The 16,202-nt window shown below is 65.6% G+C and carries 15 protein-coding genes; 6 read left to right on the top strand and 9 right to left on the bottom strand.

Translation table 11 applies throughout. From position 1 onward, the window contains the following. Positions 1-54 precede the first annotated feature (54 nt). The 3 genes from dbpA to KHO22_RS04775 all read right to left on the bottom strand — a co-directional run bounded on the left by dbpA (position 55) and on the right by KHO22_RS04775 (position 3,778). Entirely contained in the window at positions 55-1,473 is a 1,419-nt protein-coding gene (dbpA, locus tag KHO22_RS04765; protein ID WP_211945961.1) for an ATP-dependent RNA helicase DbpA, read from the bottom strand. A 36-nt stretch (positions 1,474-1,509) separates the two neighbouring features. Next, entirely contained in the window at positions 1,510-2,445 is a 936-nt protein-coding gene (locus KHO22_RS04770; RefSeq protein WP_211945962.1) for a DUF72 domain-containing protein, read from the bottom strand. Between the two features lie 154 nt (positions 2,446-2,599). Continuing rightward, positions 2,600-3,778, bottom strand: a complete 1,179-nt coding sequence (locus KHO22_RS04775; RefSeq protein ID WP_211946223.1) for a DUF4382 domain-containing protein — start codon at positions 3,776-3,778, stop codon at positions 2,600-2,602. A gap of 546 nt (positions 3,779-4,324) precedes the next feature. On the opposite strand from KHO22_RS04775, the gene KHO22_RS04780 reads away from it, so the two are divergent. Next, the gene (locus tag KHO22_RS04780) at positions 4,325-6,124 is read left to right on the top strand and encodes a methyl-accepting chemotaxis protein (RefSeq protein WP_211945963.1); all 1,800 of its coding nucleotides are present in this window, start codon (positions 4,325-4,327) and stop codon (positions 6,122-6,124) included. A gap of 54 nt (positions 6,125-6,178) precedes the next feature. Here the strand turns inward: KHO22_RS04780 and uraD are convergent, their stop codons facing one another. After that, positions 6,179-6,706 (bottom strand): 2-oxo-4-hydroxy-4-carboxy-5-ureidoimidazoline decarboxylase, encoded by a 528-nt coding sequence (gene uraD / locus KHO22_RS04785; protein ID WP_211945964.1) that lies wholly within the window; start codon positions 6,704-6,706, stop codon positions 6,179-6,181. A 129-nt stretch (positions 6,707-6,835) separates the two neighbouring features. After that, a complete protein-coding gene (locus KHO22_RS04790) occupies positions 6,836-7,783 on the bottom strand; it encodes a LysR family transcriptional regulator (protein ID WP_211945965.1) in 948 nt (315 codons plus the stop codon). Positions 7,784-8,188: 405 nt separating this feature from the next. Here KHO22_RS04790 and KHO22_RS04795 point away from each other — a divergent pair, with 405 nt between their 5' ends. The 4 genes from KHO22_RS04795 (at position 8,189) to KHO22_RS04810 (ending at position 11,419) form a co-directional block, all read left to right on the top strand. Beyond that, entirely contained in the window at positions 8,189-9,529 is a 1,341-nt protein-coding gene (locus tag KHO22_RS04795; protein ID WP_211945966.1) for an MFS transporter, read from the top strand. Position 9,530: 1 nt separating this feature from the next. Continuing rightward, positions 9,531-10,037 carry a hydroxyisourate hydrolase gene (gene uraH / locus KHO22_RS04800; RefSeq protein WP_211945967.1) on the top strand — a complete coding sequence of 169 codons (507 nt, stop codon included), beginning with the start codon at positions 9,531-9,533 and terminating at the stop codon, positions 10,035-10,037. A 31-nt stretch (positions 10,038-10,068) separates the two neighbouring features. Then, positions 10,069-10,404, top strand: a complete 336-nt coding sequence (gene uraH, locus KHO22_RS04805; protein ID WP_211945968.1) for a hydroxyisourate hydrolase — start codon at positions 10,069-10,071, stop codon at positions 10,402-10,404. A 268-nt stretch (positions 10,405-10,672) separates the two neighbouring features. Beyond that, entirely contained in the window at positions 10,673-11,419 is a 747-nt protein-coding gene (locus KHO22_RS04810; RefSeq protein ID WP_211945969.1) for a carbonic anhydrase, read from the top strand. Positions 11,420-11,603: 184 nt separating this feature from the next. On the opposite strand, the gene KHO22_RS04815 is transcribed toward KHO22_RS04810, so the two are convergent. Next, a complete protein-coding gene (locus KHO22_RS04815; protein WP_211945970.1) occupies positions 11,604-11,936 on the bottom strand; it encodes a nucleotide pyrophosphohydrolase in 333 nt (110 codons plus the stop codon). 138 nt (positions 11,937-12,074) lie between these two features. Between KHO22_RS04815 and KHO22_RS04820 the strand changes: the two genes are divergently transcribed. Beyond that, on the top strand, positions 12,075-12,734 hold the full coding sequence (locus tag KHO22_RS04820) for a methyltransferase family protein (RefSeq protein WP_211945971.1): 660 nt from the start codon (positions 12,075-12,077) through the stop codon (positions 12,732-12,734). A gap of 75 nt (positions 12,735-12,809) precedes the next feature. Here the strand turns inward: KHO22_RS04820 and KHO22_RS04825 are convergent, their stop codons facing one another. From KHO22_RS04825 to KHO22_RS04835, 3 genes are all read right to left on the bottom strand, one after another. Then, entirely contained in the window at positions 12,810-13,493 is a 684-nt protein-coding gene (locus KHO22_RS04825) for a type 1 glutamine amidotransferase domain-containing protein (RefSeq protein ID WP_211945972.1), read from the bottom strand. A gap of 243 nt (positions 13,494-13,736) precedes the next feature. Continuing rightward, positions 13,737-14,477 carry an SDR family oxidoreductase gene (locus tag KHO22_RS04830; RefSeq protein ID WP_211945973.1) on the bottom strand — a complete coding sequence of 247 codons (741 nt, stop codon included), beginning with the start codon at positions 14,475-14,477 and terminating at the stop codon, positions 13,737-13,739. A gap of 61 nt (positions 14,478-14,538) precedes the next feature. Then, positions 14,539-16,200: an AMP-binding protein gene (locus KHO22_RS04835; protein WP_230426744.1), complete on the bottom strand. Its 1,662-nt coding sequence runs from the start codon at positions 16,198-16,200 to the stop codon at positions 14,539-14,541. Between the last annotated feature and the right edge of the window lie 2 nt (positions 16,201-16,202).

Genomic DNA, 16,202 nt, shown 5'->3' on the forward strand with positions numbered 1-16,202 from the left:
TGCTGACCAGTTGACCAGCGTCCCGCCGCAGGCGGGCGGGACGCTCCGAACCACCTACTCCGTCAGCATCCTCACCTTCACCTTCTTCCCCTTGACCTTGCCGGCATTGAGCCGGCGCACCGCTTCCCGGCCGATGGCACGATCCACCGCGATGTAGGTCGACATCTCCATCACGTTGATCTTGCCGATCTGTTCCTTGGTGAAGCCGGCGTCGCCCGTCAGCGCGCCCAGGATATCGCCCGGACGGATCTTTTCCTTGCGCCCGCCCAGCATCTGCAGCGTGACCATGGATGGCAGCAGGCGCTCGTTGCTGGCAGGCCGCAGTTCCGCCAGTGCGTGCCATTCGAATTCCCCGCCGTGGTGCTGCTCCAGGTTGCCCACGCGCCCCATCTCGTCCATGCTGACCAGGCTGAAGGCCCAGCCGTCCTCGCCGGCACGGCCGGTGCGGCCGATGCGGTGGATGTGGATTTCGGGGTCGGGCGTGACTTCCACGTTGATGACCGCTTCGAGTTGCGCGATATCCAGCCCGCGCGCGGCCACGTCGGTCGCCACCAGCACCGAGCAGCTGCCGTTGGCGAACTGCACCAGCACCTGGTCGCGGTCGCGCTGCTCCAGGTCGCCGTGCAGGGCCAGCGCCTGGAAGCCTTGCGCGCGCAGCAGGTCCACCAGGTCGCGGCAGCGCGCCTTGGTATTACAGAACGCCAGCGTGCTGGCCGGACGGAAATGGTCCAGCAGGCGGCCCACGGCGCCCAGCCGCTCGCCCTCATCGACCTCATAGAAATACTGGCGGATGCTGGTGCTGTCGTGCCGCTCGGCCAGCTTGACCTCCTGCGGCTTGCGCAGGAACTTCTGGGTGAGCTTGTCGATGCCGGGCGGATAGGTCGCCGAGAACAGCAGCGTCTGGCGCTCGCGCGGGCAGCGGCTGGCCACGTAGGCAATGTCGTCGAAGAAGCCCATGTCGAGCATGCGGTCCGCTTCGTCGAGCACCAGCGTGCTGATCGCCGACAGCTCCAGGCTGCCGCGGTCGATATGGTCGAGGATACGGCCCGGCGTGCCCACCACGACGTGCGCGCCATGGACCAGGCTGTCGACCTGCGGGCGCATCGGCGAACCGCCGCACAGCGTCAGCACCTTGATGTTCTCTTCGGCGCGCGCCAGGCGGCGGATTTCCTGGGTGACCTGGTCGGCCAGCTCGCGTGTGGGGCACAGCACCATGGCCTGCACGTCGAAGCGGCGCGTGTCCAGCCGGTGGAGCAGGGCCAGCGCAAACGCGGCAGTCTTGCCGCTGCCGGTCTTGGCCTGGGCAATCAGGTCATGGCCGGCCAGCGTCAGCGGCAGGCTGGCGGCCTGGATCGGCGTCATCTCGTCATAGCCGAGCTGGGCCAGCGTGGCCAGCATGGACGGCGACAGGGGCAGGGCGGAGAAATCCGCGGCGGGGGCGCCGGCTTGCGGCGATTGCGAGTTTTCGTTCATGCCGGATTGTAGCAACGGGGTTTCGGTCAACCGCCCTCAGGCGCGCTTTTTCGCCGGCACCGGTTCCCGCGGCTCCCATCCCAGACGCGCAAGCAGTGCCTGCGCGGCCGCCGGGGCGCGTTCCTTGGCGCCGTTGATGAAGAAGATGAAGACTTCACGTTGTCTGGCTGCCGGCGGCTTGTCTTCCACCTGCTCCAGCTCCGCCGGTGCCTTGCCCGCGGCCCAGGCATGCGCGTGCCCGGCCCATGCATCGAGCGCCTTCGGCCCGTAGCCGGTCTTCAGCTTCTCGCTGCTGTCCATCAGGCGCGCATAGACGAAATCCGTGGTCAGGTCCGCGATCGACGGAAACTTCGGCGAATCGGTGTAGACCGTGGCGGCCTGGTACTTTCGCGCGAGCTTCAGGTACTCGGGCGACCTGAAACTGTCATGCCGCACTTCCAGCACGTGGCGCAGTTTCACGCCTTCCACCGAATCGGGCAGCAATTGCAGGAAGGCCTCGAAATCCTCGGCGTCGAACTGCTTGGTCGGGGCGAACTGCCAGACCAGCGGCCCGAGTTTCGGGCCAAGTTCCGCAATGCCGCTGTCGATGAAGCGCGCGACCGAGTCGCCGGCTTCCGCCAGCACGCGGCGGTTGGTGGCAAAGCGCGAGGCCTTCACCGAGAACATGAAATCATCGGGCGTTTCATCGCGCCACTTGGCGAACGACGTGCGCTTCTGGGTGCCGTGATAGGTGCTGTTGATCTCGATGGCCGTCAGGTGGCGGCTCGCGTATTCAAGCTCGCGCGACTGCGCGAGCCCTTCGGGATAGAAGTTGTCGCGCCACGGCGCGTAGCTCCATCCACCGATGCCGACGCGTATCAGGGAACCGGCCGTGCCCGCTGCACCGGCCTTGCGCCGCGAAGCAGGCTGCGGTGCCGAGGCAGGCGATTCATCTGGCGTGGCTGCGGACTTGCCCGCGGTACGTGCTGCCATGGCGCGATACTCCGGGGAAGGGAGATTCAAAGTCTAGCGGGAAACCACGGCCAGCGGGAATGAAAAGACGGGACCGCCCAGGGAAGGCCGGCAACGAAAAAGCCGGAAGCAGGCTTGCGCCCCTTCCGGCTCGTCCGACCGCGGCTGGCTTCGCTCAGAACGAGAAGTTCTGGACCACGTCGGCGCTGTTTACATCCACCTGCTGCGTTGCCACCACGCCAGCGGAGCTGGTGGCCTGCACGCTGTATTTGCCGCCTGCCGCGCCATCAGGCTGCAGCGGGATCGGCAGCGCTGCCTGGTACGTGCCGATCACCGGCGCGGCAACCGGCAGCGCCGGCGCGGCCGCGAAGAAGCTGTAGGCACCGGTATCGCTCGCGGCAGCCGTCGCGGCGATCTCGAAGGTACCGCCGCTGACCAGTTGCAGCGCGCGCAGCGTCGCCTCGGCAGATGCCGGCGAGACCGTCCCCGAAACCCGGCGGTAGGTCGAGGTCGGCAGCGACATCGGTGATGCGGAGGTCGAGATCGCGGTGCTGCCGCCCGCCACCACCGGCACGCCGCGCACGATACCCGTGCCGCGGCCATTGGCAGCGCCCGGCACCACCACGACATCCACCGCGCCGGCAGTGCTGCTCTGCTCGATCGGCGACAACGTGAAGTTGCCGTTGGCATCCGCCACCGTGGCCTTCACCACCACGCCATTGCGCTCGGCATAGACGCTTGCGCCCGGGGCCGAACCCACCACGCCGGTCACCGCGCCGCTGACCACGGTCGGTACCGCCGTCACCACCGGCTTCAGGCCAAAGCTGCCGTTGCCACGCTTCACCACCGACTTGCAAGCGTCGAAGTCCAGCACCAGGTCGGTCAGCGTGCCGGACGATACCGTGAATGGCCGGTTGATCTTGATGCCGGACTGCACCGCACTCGGCGTATCCAGCGATTGCTCGGTGCCGCCGGTAGGCACCACCGAGTTGGCCAGCGCCGCCGAACCGCCCCCGGTGTTGGCGTCAAGCACCAGTCGCACCTGCTGGTAGTTGCCGGCTGGCAGTGCGGTCTGGCCCAGCGAAGTGAGCACGCCGTTGGTCAGCGACAGCAGATCGATCTTGCGCGCGGGCGACACGTCGATGTTGACCCAGCCGCTGGCAGTGGGATCGGCGTTGGCGCTGGTATGCACGCGCACCCTGTTGACGGTCACGAAGACATGGTCGAAGCCGCAGGCCGGCGCGTCAGTCATCGAGACCTTCAGCGTCCCCTGGCCGCCGCCACCCGAGTCATCGCCACCGCCACCACCGCACGCTGCCAGCCCAAGGGCGCCGGACAGCGCCACGATGCGCATGGCCCTGGAAGAAAAACAGAAAGAAAAAGCCGACACGGTATGTCTCCGCTCGTTTGTTTATGGGGTGCGCCGAGGATATGTTGCAACGTGCATATTCGCTGTAAGTGTTTGTAATGCGTTGTAAAGAAGCTTCCTCCATGTCTGCACGACCATTCAGGCGAACGGGTGCGGCCAGCTTCCGAGTGACCATGCAGTGCAGCGTCGCTTTTGCTGCGTCGCCATCGCGGCAGCAAGCATTGCCATTGACCATGGTTGCCGCGACCTCGCGCTGCACGGCGACACGCATTGCATGGCGGCGCAACGTCTCGCCATGCGTCGCTCGACGCCCCGGATCCCCGTGACGAACAGATACGTGAAAGCGCGCGCCGGGGCGACTCCGAGCGACGAAACGCGCACAAAACTGGTGGATTGCACCACCAACCTGCGTCGAATCCACGGTAACTGACGCGCCCACCTCAAGTCGGCCGGAGGGCCTCCGTTTACCTGCGCTGTGGAGATCCCACCTGCAACGCCCCCAACCATTCCCTACGAAGGAAAACTGCCCCGATGTTCAACACCATCCGTGCCCGGATCATGGCCCTGTGCGTGGCCATTGTCGTCATCGCACTGGCCGTCAACGCTATGCTCGGCCAGCTGGTCGCCAACCGCTACAACAACGAAGCCATCGACAGCAGCCTGACGGCCGTACAGAACGGCCACGCCGCCGCCATCTCCGACTGGGTTGCCTCGCACAGCCAGATGATCAACTCGCTGCAGGACGCCGTGCAGCAGCCCGAACCCGACGCCGCGCTGAAACAGATCGCCGATGCCGGCGGCTTCACCAACGTCTACGTCGGCTACGCGGACAAGACCGCCAGGTTCTCTAACCCGACCGGCATCCCGCCCGGTTACGATCCCACCGGCCGCCCCTGGTACAAGCAGGCCGTCGGCGCCGGCAAGCCGGTGGTGACGCCGCCCTATGTCGATGCCGGCACCGGCAAGCTGGTGGTCGCGTTCGCGGCACCGGTGGTCCGCGACGGCGGCGTGAAGGGCGTTGTCTCAGGCGACGTGGCCATGGACACCGTGATCGCCAACGTCAAGGCGATCCACCCCACGCCGGCGAGCTTCGGCATGCTGGTGTCGAAGAACGGCCTGATCGTCGCCCACCCCGACGACAAACTCACGCTCAGGCCCGTGTCGGAACTGATCCCGGCGCTGGGCGCCGACCAGCTCGCTTCGCTGCCGGGCGCGGCCCGGCCGCTCGAAGTGGAAGTCGCCGGCGTCGCCAAACTGCTGCGCGCGCGTGAGATCCCGAACTCCGACTGGATGGTGATCGTCGCACTGGACAAGTCCGAGGCCACCGCCGGCATGCGTTCGACGCTGATCGCCGCGGTGGTGGCGCTCATCATCATCGCGTGCGTGGCGGCGGTGGTGGCCGGCGCGGTAACAGCCGTATCGTTCCGCCGCCTGTCGCAGATCTGCGATGCCATGCGCGCGATCGGCTCCGGCGATGGCGACCTCGCGCAGCGCCTGCCTGCCCACGGACGCGACGAAGTCGCGCAGATCGCGGTGGCATTCAATACGTTCGCCGACAAGCTCTGCACCGTCATGCGCGAAATCCGCGAGGCCAGCGAATCCGTGCGCGCCGCCTCCGAGGAAATCGCAGCCGGCAACGTCGACCTGTCGCGCCGCACGGAAAGCGCCGCGGCCAGTCTCGAGCAGACCGCGGCGTCAATGGAAGAGATCACGGCCACCGTATCGCAATCCGCGAACTCGGCAAGCCAGGCCAATGAATCCGTCGGCGCGGCGTCGCGCGTCGCCGCGAACGGTGGCGTGGTGATCGGCGAAGTGATCCGCACCATGGGCGAGATCGAAAGTGCCTCGGTGCGTGTGTCGGACATCATCAGCGTGATCGAAGGCATTGCCTTCCAGACCAACATCCTCGCGCTGAACGCGGCCGTTGAAGCCGCGCGCGCAGGCGACCAGGGACGCGGCTTCGCAGTGGTGGCGGGCGAGGTGCGCGCGCTGGCGCAACGCAGCGCGCAGGCGGCCAGGGAAATCAAGACGCTGATCGAATCGACCGTGGGCAGCGTGACCACCGGCTCGGGCCAGGTGCAGCGTGCCGGCGAGACCATGCATGAGATCGTCAGCAACGTCTCGAAGGTGACCAGCATCATCTCGGAGATCACGCACGCCGCCATCGAGCAGACGCGCGGCATCCAGGAAGTGAACAAGGCCGTCACGCAGCTGGACGAGATGGTGCAGCAGAACGCGGCGCTGGTGGAGCAATCCACGGCCGCGGCATCGGCGCTGCAGACGCAGGCGGCGAGCCTCGCGGGGGCGGTGGGGCAGTTCAGGCTCGGTTGAGTTGCCCGGCCCCGGTTGCGTGCCCCGCGATCCTGCGCGGGCACGCAGCCGCCATCATGACGCCAGCGTATTCAGCCGCGCATCGAGCCGCCCGCGCGTAATCGCCGCGATCTGCGCCAGCGCCTCGTCGAGCTCCACGGGCGTGCTGCGGTCGACACGGCGCTCCAGCGCGGCGAAGATGCCCTCGCGCGTGTAGTGCCGCACGCAGATGATGAACGGGAAACCGTGGCGCGCGAGATAGGCCGCGTTCATGCGGTCGAGCGACGCTTCCTGCTGCGCCGACATCGCATCGAGCCCCGCGCTCCTCTGTTCCGCATTCGAGTCCGCCGTCATCGTGCCCGCGCGGATGTTGGCGCCGGACAGCAGCGGGTGCAGGTTGAGGAAATCGCGCTGGCCCTTGTCGTCGAGCTGGCGCACCACGTCCATCATCGCGTCATGCAGCGCCGCCACCGACGCAAACGGGCGCTGCGCCCAGGCCCCCGCCGCCGCCTGCGGAAAGTGCTCGAACACGCTGCCGAACACGCGCGCGAAGCCCGCCTGGTCCAGCGCGTTGACCGGCGCGAGATCGATTGACTGTGACATGGACTGCTCTCCCGTAGAACCCGCCGCGTTGGCAGGGCATGGTCGTTGAATACGGGCCGAGTATAGGAAGCGCTCCGGGCAGCGGCGAGGCCCGCCACCCTATAGGTCCCATAACAGAATCCGATACGGCTAGGCTTGCCGCATGTCGCGCAGATTGCGCAACGCTTGCGAGGCCGTCGTCAGCATGCCGCGCAGCCACATGTGCGCGGCCGAGCGGTGGCGCGACGGGTGCCACAGCTGGTAGAAGCGCATGAACGGGAAGTCGATCGGCGGCCTGAGCACCGCCACCGGCACATGCTGTGCGTGATAGTTGGCAAAGTGACGGCCCGTGGTCAGGATCAGGTCGGTGCCGGGGATCAGGCTCGGCGCCAGGTTGAAGTAAGGGCAGCTCACGCGGTTGTCGCGGTGTACGCGCATGGTGCTGAGTCCCGAATCGACCAGCCCGCGCTGGTCGCGCGAATAGGGCGTGGGCACGATATGCGCCGCACCGAGGTAGGCCTGCGCGGTGAACTTGCCTGGCTGGTTATGCACGCTGTCCTGCGCCACCATGCAGACCACCTCGTCCTCCAGCAGCACCGACAGGTGCAGGTGTTCCGGCGGGTTGGGCCAGTTGCCGATGACGATATCCGCCGTGCCTTCCGACAAGGCCTGCTCGTAGTCGAAGCTCGCGCTCAGCGGCACGGCCACCAGGCGCGCGTGCGGCGCCGCGCGGCGGAACTCGCGCACCACGTGCGCAAAGAAGGGCGGCGCCAGGTAGTCGGGCATCGCCACGGTGAAGGTCTGCTCGGTGGTGGCCGGATCGAAGCGGTCATCCGACACCAGCAGATTGTCCAGCGCGCTGAGCGCGGCCTGCGCGTTGCGCGCGATCTGCAGGGCGCGCTCGGTCGGCACCATCACGTTCTTTTCGCGCGTGAGCAGCGGGTCGTTGAAGATCACGCGCAGCCGCTTGAGCGCCGAGCTGATCGCCGGCTGCGACTGGTTCAGGCGAATGGCCGTGCGCGAGACGCTCTGTTCGGCAATCAGGATGCACAGCACGCGCAGCAGGTAGGTATCGAAGGGGTCGTCGGCGCGAATCATAGTGATGTCCTGGGCGAGAATGACAGCTGGGTGCAGCCGGCGACGCAATCGTCGCAGGATCCCTGCCTGCCAATGGCGACTTTGTAGCGTGTCGCGCACCGCACGGCAACGCGGTCGAACCCGGAGGCGATCGGGGCTTGCCGAAACCGACACCCGCCCAGGGATCTGAAACGGGCAGGCTAGGGTAATCCATAGGTCCGCGAACGCGTCCCGCGATCGCCCGCAAACCCGCCCCACACAAGGCTTTCCGCCCCATATCGATGCTGATATAGGGCCTATACCAGCCCTCCCGTTCCGCCCCGTCAGGCCGTTCCTATACTTGCTTCCAACCAAACGGACGGCGCCCGCCGCACCGCCTTCGGGCACCCGGGCCGCACGACGCAAACCGACAAGACAGGAGACACCATGTCCATCACCAAGCAAGGCGTGCCGATCTTCGCCGGCACGGCGGATGACGCCGAAGCCAGCGTCTACCGCAAGGTTTCCTGGCGCCTGCTGCCCTTCCTGGGCGTGCTGTGGGTGCTGGCCTGGCTGGACCGCGTGAACATCGGCTTCGCCAAGCTGCAGATGCTCGATTCGCTGCAGTTCAGCGAAGCGGTGTACGGGCTCGGCGCCGGCATCTTCTTCATCGGCTATTTCCTGTTCGAAGTGCCGTCGAACATGCTGCTGCAGAAGATCGGCGCCAAGAAGACCATCATGCGCATCACCATCTGCTGGGGCGTGATCTGCATGCTGCAGACCCATGTCACGACGCCCACGCAGTTCTACACGCTGCGCTTCCTGCTCGGCGCGTTCGAAGCGGGCTTCTATCCGGGCGTGATCCTGTATCTCACGTACTGGTACCCGTCGGAGCGCCGCGCCCGGGCGTTCGGCACCTTCATGTCGGCCTCTGCCATCGCCGGCGTGCTGGGCGGCCCGCTGGCCGGCTGGATCATGACCTCGATGGGCGGCGTGCATGGCATGCACGGCTGGCAGTGGCTGTTCATCATCGAAGGCATCCCGTCCGTGCTGGCCGGCATCTTTGCCTGGTTCTACATGACCGACAAGCCCGAACAGGCCAACTGGCTCAGCGACAATGAAAAGCGCGTGGTGCTCGATGCCCTGAAGCGCGACAACGCGGCCATGGGCGATCGCGGCCACGACTGGCGCAGCGTCTTCACCAACCGCAAGGTGTGGCTGCTGATCGCGATCTACTTCTGCCTGCTGTGCGCCAACTCCACGCTGACGTTCTGGATTCCGACCATCATCAAGGACGTGGGCTTCACCACGCCCATGGCGGTCGGCTGGATTGCCGCGGTGGCCTACCTGTGCGGCGCCATCGGCATGATCGCCAACGGCGCGCATTCCGACCGCCGCAATGAAGTGCGCTGGCACTTCAGCAGCGCGGCGCTGATCGGTGGCGGGGCCATGGCCGTGCTGGCCGTGCTGCTCGGCATGAACGCGCTGCCACCCGTGATCGCCCTGCTGGCCATGACCGCAGCGCTGGTCGGCACCATGAGCGCGATTCCCGTGTTCTGGCAGCTGCCCAATCGCTATCTGGCCGGCAGCGCCGCCGCGGTGGGCGTGGCACTGATCAACTCCGTCTCAAATCTGGCCGGCTTTGGCGCGCCGTACGTGATGGGCCTGATCAAGACCGCCACCGGCAAGGTCACCACCGGCCTGTACATGGTGGCTGTCATCGAGATCGTGGCTGTGGTGCTGGTGGTAGTCGGCATCCGCCAGCTCGGCAACAAGCGTGAGGCCTGATATGCGCGACCAGCAAGACCCCGGCTTCGACGCCAGCCGCCGCCGCTTTGCGCTGCAATCCCTCACGCTGGGCGGCGGCGCCCTGCTGGCCGGCAACGCGCTCGCAGAGACCGCGCCCAACCAGACCACCGGCCCCGTGCAGCAAGGCGGCCTGAGCCCGCGCCTGACCATGCACGCGCTCGACACCTGGCACGGCACCCCTGCCGCCGGCATGCGCGTCGACATGTATCGCATCGACAATGGCCAGCCGCGCCACCTGCAGACCGTCACGCTCGCCGCCAACGGCCGCAGCGAACCGCCGCTGCTGATCGGCGACACCTACCGCACGGGCACCTACGAACTGCTGCTGCACGTCGACGAATACTTCGCCGCGCGCAAGGCCAGCCTGCCGCAGCCGCTGTTCCTGTCGAAGATCCCGCTGCGCTTGCGCGTGACGGACGCCAGCCAGCGCATCCACCTGCCCGTGCTGTTCGGGCCGTGGAGCTACAACTACTATCGCGGCAGCTGATGCAGCCCGCTCGCTGACAAGGAGACCGATCATGGCAGGCATCAGCACCCACGTACTCGACGTATCGCTCGGCAGGCCTGTTGCCGGCATGCAGATCGAACTGTTCGACATGGGCACGCAGCCCCCCAGACTCATCACCCGCGCGCGCACCAACAGCGACGGCCGCACCGACAGCCCCATGCTGCCCGCCGCGCAGGCGCGCACCGGAGACTTCGAGCTGCGCTTCTGGGTCGCCGACTACTTCAAGACGCCGGACGTGTTCGCCGACATCGTGCCCGTGCGCTTCACCGTTGCCGACGCTGCGCAGCACTATCACGTGCCGCTGCTGTGCTCGCCGTGGAGCTTCGGGACGTATCGGGGTAGCTGATCCTTCGTGGTGTTACTGCGCGTTTGTGCGCCCGGGCGGCTCATCGAGGCCGCCCGTTTTTGTTTGTGGCACCTGATTCATACCGGCGTCATGGGATTCGCGTGGTCGTGCTCCATTGCCCGCTACACTTCCCCGGTCCAATGCGACGGTTTGATGCATTCTCCCGGTCAACCCTGCCCTTCAGGCAGCGTTCCGGAGCCATGGGCATCGGTCCGTTCGGCATACGGCCGCCTGCTCATCCCTTGGTTTCCATAATGGTAACGATCAGATGAAGACACGCATTGCGATTGCAGCATTGGGCACACTTTTCACGGCATTTGCCAACGCCGCCGAGGCTCCGCACTGGACGTATCAGGGCAAGACCGGAACGAGCCAGTGGGCCCACCTTGAAGCGGACTACGCCGTATGCGGCACCGGCCAGCGCCAGTCGCCGATCAACATTGAGACGCGCAAGGTAACGGGCACCACGGCACAGGCCATTGGCCTCTCCTACGCGCCGGCGAATGCCGAGGTCATCAACAATGGCCACACCGTTCAGGTGGAACCGGCCAATGGCGGCGCACTGACCATCGACGGCGTGGAATACAAGCTCGCGCAGTTTCACTTCCACACGCCGAGCGAAGAGAAGATCGACGGCAAGTCCTACCCGCTGGTGGCCCACCTCGTGCACAAGAGTGCCGATGGCAAGCTGGCGGTGATCGCCGTGCTGTTCCGGACGGGCAAGTCCAACGCAACGTTGCGACCGGTGTTTGCCAGGCTGCCAGCCAAGCCTGGTGACAAGCATGCGCTGCACGGCACCATCAACGTCGGCGACCTGCTGCCGCCCAAACGCGACAACTACAGGTTCATCGGCTCGCTCACCACGCCCCCTTGCAGCGAGGATGTGCGATGGGTGGTGATGAAGAGGCCGGTATCGATCTCCTCCACGCAACTCGCGGCGTTCAGGAAGCTTTACAAGATGAATGCGCGGCCGGTACAGGCGGCGAATGGGAGGGAGGTATTGGTGGGGAGGTAGTGCAAGCATCCCCCGGGGCTGCGTAGCACAGCCATCGCCGCACAAGCTGCGGCGATGGCGCCTGCGCGCTGCCAGTTCATATGCCCCGATTCACGGCAGCGAACATCGATGCGAATAATGCGGCGAACGAAATAATAATAGCCTTCATTCATCAACCGAATAATCGGTCACCTGAATCTCCCAATCAGGACTCCGCATCCTTCAGCGGATACTTCTTCGCATTCATCTCCATCTTCGCCCGTACCGCAGCATCCAGATCCACGCCCAGCGCCGTCACGAGCTGCGTCAGGTAGATGGTGATATCCGCCAGTTCCTGCTCCACGTGCGCGCGCTCATCTGTCGACATGATCCCGCGCGATTCCTCTTCGGTCTGCCACTGGAAAATCTCCACAAGCTCGGCCACCTCGACGCTGAGCGCCATGGCCAGGTTCTTGGGGCTGTGATATTTGCCCCAGCCGCGCGCTTCGCCAAACGCGATAGCGGCTTGCTGGAGGTTCCTGATATCGATGAGAGGCATGATCTGCGGCATTCCGTGTCTTCCGGCAAAGGTGTATTGAACCATGCCAGACCTGCCCGGCAGCCGGTTCGCGCCTGCAACCGGCTGCCAAACGGCATACGCTAGAGGTTAAGAACCCTCCTCATGGCGGAGCCCGACATGCGTTCTTCCCTTGGCATGGCTGTCTTCACCCTGGCAGGCACCCTCGCCTACCTGGCGCTTCCCGTTCTCGGCTGGGGCGGCGTCGCCCCCTTCTTTGCCCATCCGGCGCGCATCATACTGGCCGAGGCGACCATGGCACTGGCGGTGGTCGCCGTCTTCTCCCAGGGCAATATCAGCAGCGGCGAACGCGAAGACCGCGGCAACCGCTGGGTGCTCGCAGCGTTCGGCGTGCTCGGCCTGCTGGCCGGCTACGTGCCGGCGTGGAACGACCGCATCGGCTTCTGGATCCTCGACGGCGACACCCTGCGCTGGATCGGCGTGGCGCTGTTCGCAGGTGGCGGCGTACTGCGGCTGGTGCCTGTGTTCATCCTGGGCAAGCGCTTCAGCGGACTGGTCGCGATCCAGCCGGGGCACACGCTGGTAACCACAGGCCTGTATGGCGTGATCCGGCACCCGAGCTACCTCGGCTTCGTCATCAGCTCGCTGGGATGGGTACTGGCGTTTCGCTCGGGCGTGGGCGTGATCCTGACATTGCTGATGCTCCCGCCGCTGGTCGCGCGCATCCGTGCAGAGGAAGCGATGTTGCTTTCGCAGTTTGGCGCGCAGTATGAGGCGTACCGCGCAAGGACGTGGAGGATGGTGCCGGGCGTGTACTAGTCCGGGTCGCGAGATGCTGCGCGCAGCGTTGCATCTCGCGACCCGGACTTCTGCCCCGGACAAGCGGCTGACGCCTCAACGATGCTTCAGCTGGGTCAGCAATGCGTGCGCGGCGGGATCCGAAGACGCCGGGTTCTGCCCGGTGATCAGGAGGCCATCTGTCACCACGTAAGGCTGCCAGTCCGCGACCTTCGAGAAGTGGGCGCCGTTCGCCTTCAGCATGTCCTCGACGAGGAATGGCACGACTTCCGTCAGGCCGACTGCGGCCTCCTCGCTGTTCGTGAAGCCTGTGACGTTCTTGCCCTTCACCATCGGGCTGCCATCCTTCGCCTTCACATGACGCAGCACACCCGGCGCGTGGCAGACCAGCGCGACCGGCTTGCCGCTCGCGAGAGTGGATTCGATCAACGCCCTGGAGTCTGCATCTTCGGCGAGGTCCCACATCGGCCCGTGGCCGCCCGGATAGAACACCGCATCGTAATCGCCAGCCGGGATGCCGGACAGCTTCCGCGTGGCCGCCAGCGCGGCCTTTGCCTCGGCATCGGCGTCGAAGCGGCGCGTTGCCGCTGTCTGGAACGAGGGATCATTGCTCTTCGGGTCGAGCGGCGGCTGGCCGCCTTTCACCGACGCGAGCGTGACCTCGACACCGGCATCCTTGAGCACGTAGTAAGGCGCGGCCAGTTCCTCGAGCCAGAAGCCGGTCTTTTCACCGGTGTTGCCGAGCTGGTCGTGAGACGTCAGGACAATCAGGACTTTCATGTCGGAGCTCCGGAAGACACAAAGGAGGGTGTCCATGCCGGGCGCGACATCGCCTGGAACATATCGGCGCGCGGCCGGCCGCGTCTTCCCCGACGCACAGCCGGCTGCATTGCCTTGCGGCATACGGACCTACGTAAGCATGGTGCATTCGCCTTCAATGTCAAAGGTCCGTGCGGCATGCAGGCGAAGCATGCGACGCCCGGCGCGACGATGCAAGGTTGCCGCCACAGGCGGCCCCATGGCCTACCAGGATTCCATGTAGGGACGCAGATCCAGCTCGAAGGTCCACGCGTCGCGCGGCTGCGTATGCAGGTACCAGTAGTTCTCCGCGATGTGTTCCGGGTTCAGGATCCCATCCTGTTCCTTGAGCGCATAGCGCTGCGGAAACGTATCGCGGATAAAGGCCGTGTCAATGGCACCATCCACCACCACATGGGCAACATGGATGTTGCGTGGACCCAGCTCGCGCGCCATGCTTTGGGCCAGCGCCCGCAAGGCATGCTTCGCGCCTGCGAACGCCGCGAAGTTCGCCGAGCCGCGCAGCGCGGCCGTGGCGCCGGTGAACAGGATCGTGCCCCTGCCGCGCGCAACCATGCGGCGCGCCGCTGCCTGGGCATTGAGAAAGCCGCTGAAACAGGCCATCTCCCAGATCTTGAAGTACTTGCGCGGCGTTTCTTCCAGGATCCCGCAGGGAACGTTGGCACCGATATTGAAGACCAGCACTTCAACGGGGCCATGTTCTGCTTCGATCTGCTCGAACAATGCCGCCACCGACTCTTCCTTCCGGGCATCGCTGCTATAACCGAATGCCTGGCCGCCTTCGGCCCGGATGTCGTCGACCAGCGGCTGCAGCTTGTCTGCCGTGCGACGGGTGACACAGGCGATATAGCCTTCCCGGGCGAAGCGCTTTGCAATAGCGCCTCCGGTAGCGTCGCCTGCGCCGATGACCAGCGCCACCTTGGGCTGCGAATGGTTTGATGTCACGGTGTCTCCAGTTGAAAATGATCGTTTGGCAAATGGGTGTTGGTTCAATGAATCCGGGCTCTCAGGCTCCCTCCTGTGCGCATTTCGAGTTTAGTTCGCGGCGAAGAACCTTCCCAACGGTGGATTTGGGCAGGGCCGTCAGGAACGTGATGTGCCGCGGAACCTTGTACGCAGCAAGGTTGGATCGGCAGTGGGCCTGTATCGCGGTCCTTGATGCCGCCGGAACGTGCTGGGGGTTGCGGACCACGACAAAGAGGTGTGGGGCTTCTCCGGAACGCTCGTCGGGCACGCCGACGCAGGCGCATTCGAGCACCTCTTCCATGCGGGCCACGACAGCTTCTATCTCATTGGGATAGACGTTGAATCCGGACACAAGAATCATGTCCTTCTTGCGATCCACGATGGTCATCGCGCCATGTTCGTCCATGGTCACGATATCTCCGGTCCGGAACCAGCCGTCAGCATGGAACGCGTTCCGGGTTTCCTCGTCCCGGCCCCAGTATCCGGCAAACAACTGCGGGCCCTTGATGAGCAGTTCGCCAGGCATGCCCGGCGGTACGGGGTTGCCATCGTCATCGGCGACCAGCACGTCCGTCGATGGCACCGGCATGCCGATGCTGCCGTTGCGCCCCGGCGGATTGAAAGTGGCGCTTGGCGATGTCTCCGTCAGCCCGTAGCCTTCGGTGATGGGAGGCGCTCCGGCAGCGGCCCAGCGGTTGGCCACGGCATCCTGCACCGATGCGCCTGCGCCGGTAACCAGTCTCGTGCGCGAGAAATCGACATGGGCCAGGCCCGGATGCGCCACCATCGCATTGAACAAGGTGTTGACCCCGATGAGCACCTCGAACGGCCGCGCGGAAAGCTCCGCGATCATCGCATCCATCTCGCGCGGATTCGGGACCAGCCGGTTCTCCACCCCGCAAGCCATGCACAGCAACGCGATCGCCATGGGGTACACGTGGTACAGCGGCAGCGGCGTGACCAATGACACGTCCGGGCCCTCAAGGATCGGATCCATCCAGGCTCGCAGTTGCGCAAGGCTCGCGCAGACACTGCCGTGCGTCAGCATCGCCCCCTTCGCCACGCCGGTGGTTCCCCCCGTGTACTGGAGAAAGGCCAGGCTGGCCGGAGCAACTGACACAGGAGCATGTCGCAACGCGAGACCTTCGCGCAACGCACCTGCAAGGGTCGATCGTGACGTGGAACCTTGCAGGGCGTTTTCACCTGCTGCGCCAGCTGCGGCGACGATTCCGCAAAGCGCCGTGGGAATGACCAGCCGAACCGCCGTGCGGGACAGGACGTCCTGCAGGACCGCCACCGATGACTCCCAGATAAGAAGGCATGTTGCACCCGAATCTCGCAACTGGTGCTCCACTTCCCTTGGCGTATAGAGCGGATTGATCGCCACGACGACGAGTCCCGCGCGCAGAGCGCCCACCATCCCGATCAGATAGGGCAGGCTATTGGGGAGCATCAAGGCAACGCGGTCGCCCTGGGACAGACCCGCACCTTGCAGCCATGCCGCGAACGCCGTCGACTTCCGGTCCAGTTCGGCGAAGCTCAGCGTGTCACCCTGACAGGAGGCGACCGGTCTGTCCGCATGCTTCCTGAAGGCGGCGGACAGCAGTGTCAGGAGGTCCATCGGCGCAGCCGGACTGATGGTGCGCGGCACGTAAGACGGATCGTGGCGATACCAGGGACGATCATCGAGATCGGTAGTCACGT

This window comes from Cupriavidus yeoncheonensis (assembly GCF_905397275.1).
Taxonomy (GTDB): Bacteria; Pseudomonadota; Gammaproteobacteria; order Burkholderiales; family Burkholderiaceae; genus Cupriavidus; species Cupriavidus yeoncheonensis.

Coding starts and splice junctions, on each gene's coding strand:
- dbpA (WP_211945961.1), bottom strand. CDS start 1,473: ATGAACGAAAACTCGCAATCGCCGCAAGCCGGCGCCCCCGCCGCGGAT.
- KHO22_RS04770 (WP_211945962.1), bottom strand. CDS start 2,445: ATGGCAGCACGTACCGCGGGCAAGTCCGCAGCCACGCCAGATGAATCG.
- KHO22_RS04775 (WP_211946223.1), bottom strand. CDS start 3,778: ATGCGCATCGTGGCGCTGTCCGGCGCCCTTGGGCTGGCAGCGTGCGGT.
- KHO22_RS04780 (WP_211945963.1), top strand. CDS start 4,325: ATGTTCAACACCATCCGTGCCCGGATCATGGCCCTGTGCGTGGCCATT.
- uraD (WP_211945964.1), bottom strand. CDS start 6,706: ATGTCACAGTCAATCGATCTCGCGCCGGTCAACGCGCTGGACCAGGCG.
- KHO22_RS04790 (WP_211945965.1), bottom strand. CDS start 7,783: ATGATTCGCGCCGACGACCCCTTCGATACCTACCTGCTGCGCGTGCTG.
- KHO22_RS04795 (WP_211945966.1), top strand. CDS start 8,189: ATGTCCATCACCAAGCAAGGCGTGCCGATCTTCGCCGGCACGGCGGAT.
- uraH (WP_211945967.1), top strand. CDS start 9,531: ATGCGCGACCAGCAAGACCCCGGCTTCGACGCCAGCCGCCGCCGCTTT.
- uraH (WP_211945968.1), top strand. CDS start 10,069: ATGGCAGGCATCAGCACCCACGTACTCGACGTATCGCTCGGCAGGCCT.
- KHO22_RS04810 (WP_211945969.1), top strand. CDS start 10,673: ATGAAGACACGCATTGCGATTGCAGCATTGGGCACACTTTTCACGGCA.
- KHO22_RS04815 (WP_211945970.1), bottom strand. CDS start 11,936: ATGCCTCTCATCGATATCAGGAACCTCCAGCAAGCCGCTATCGCGTTT.
- KHO22_RS04820 (WP_211945971.1), top strand. CDS start 12,075: ATGCGTTCTTCCCTTGGCATGGCTGTCTTCACCCTGGCAGGCACCCTC.
- KHO22_RS04825 (WP_211945972.1), bottom strand. CDS start 13,493: ATGAAAGTCCTGATTGTCCTGACGTCTCACGACCAGCTCGGCAACACC.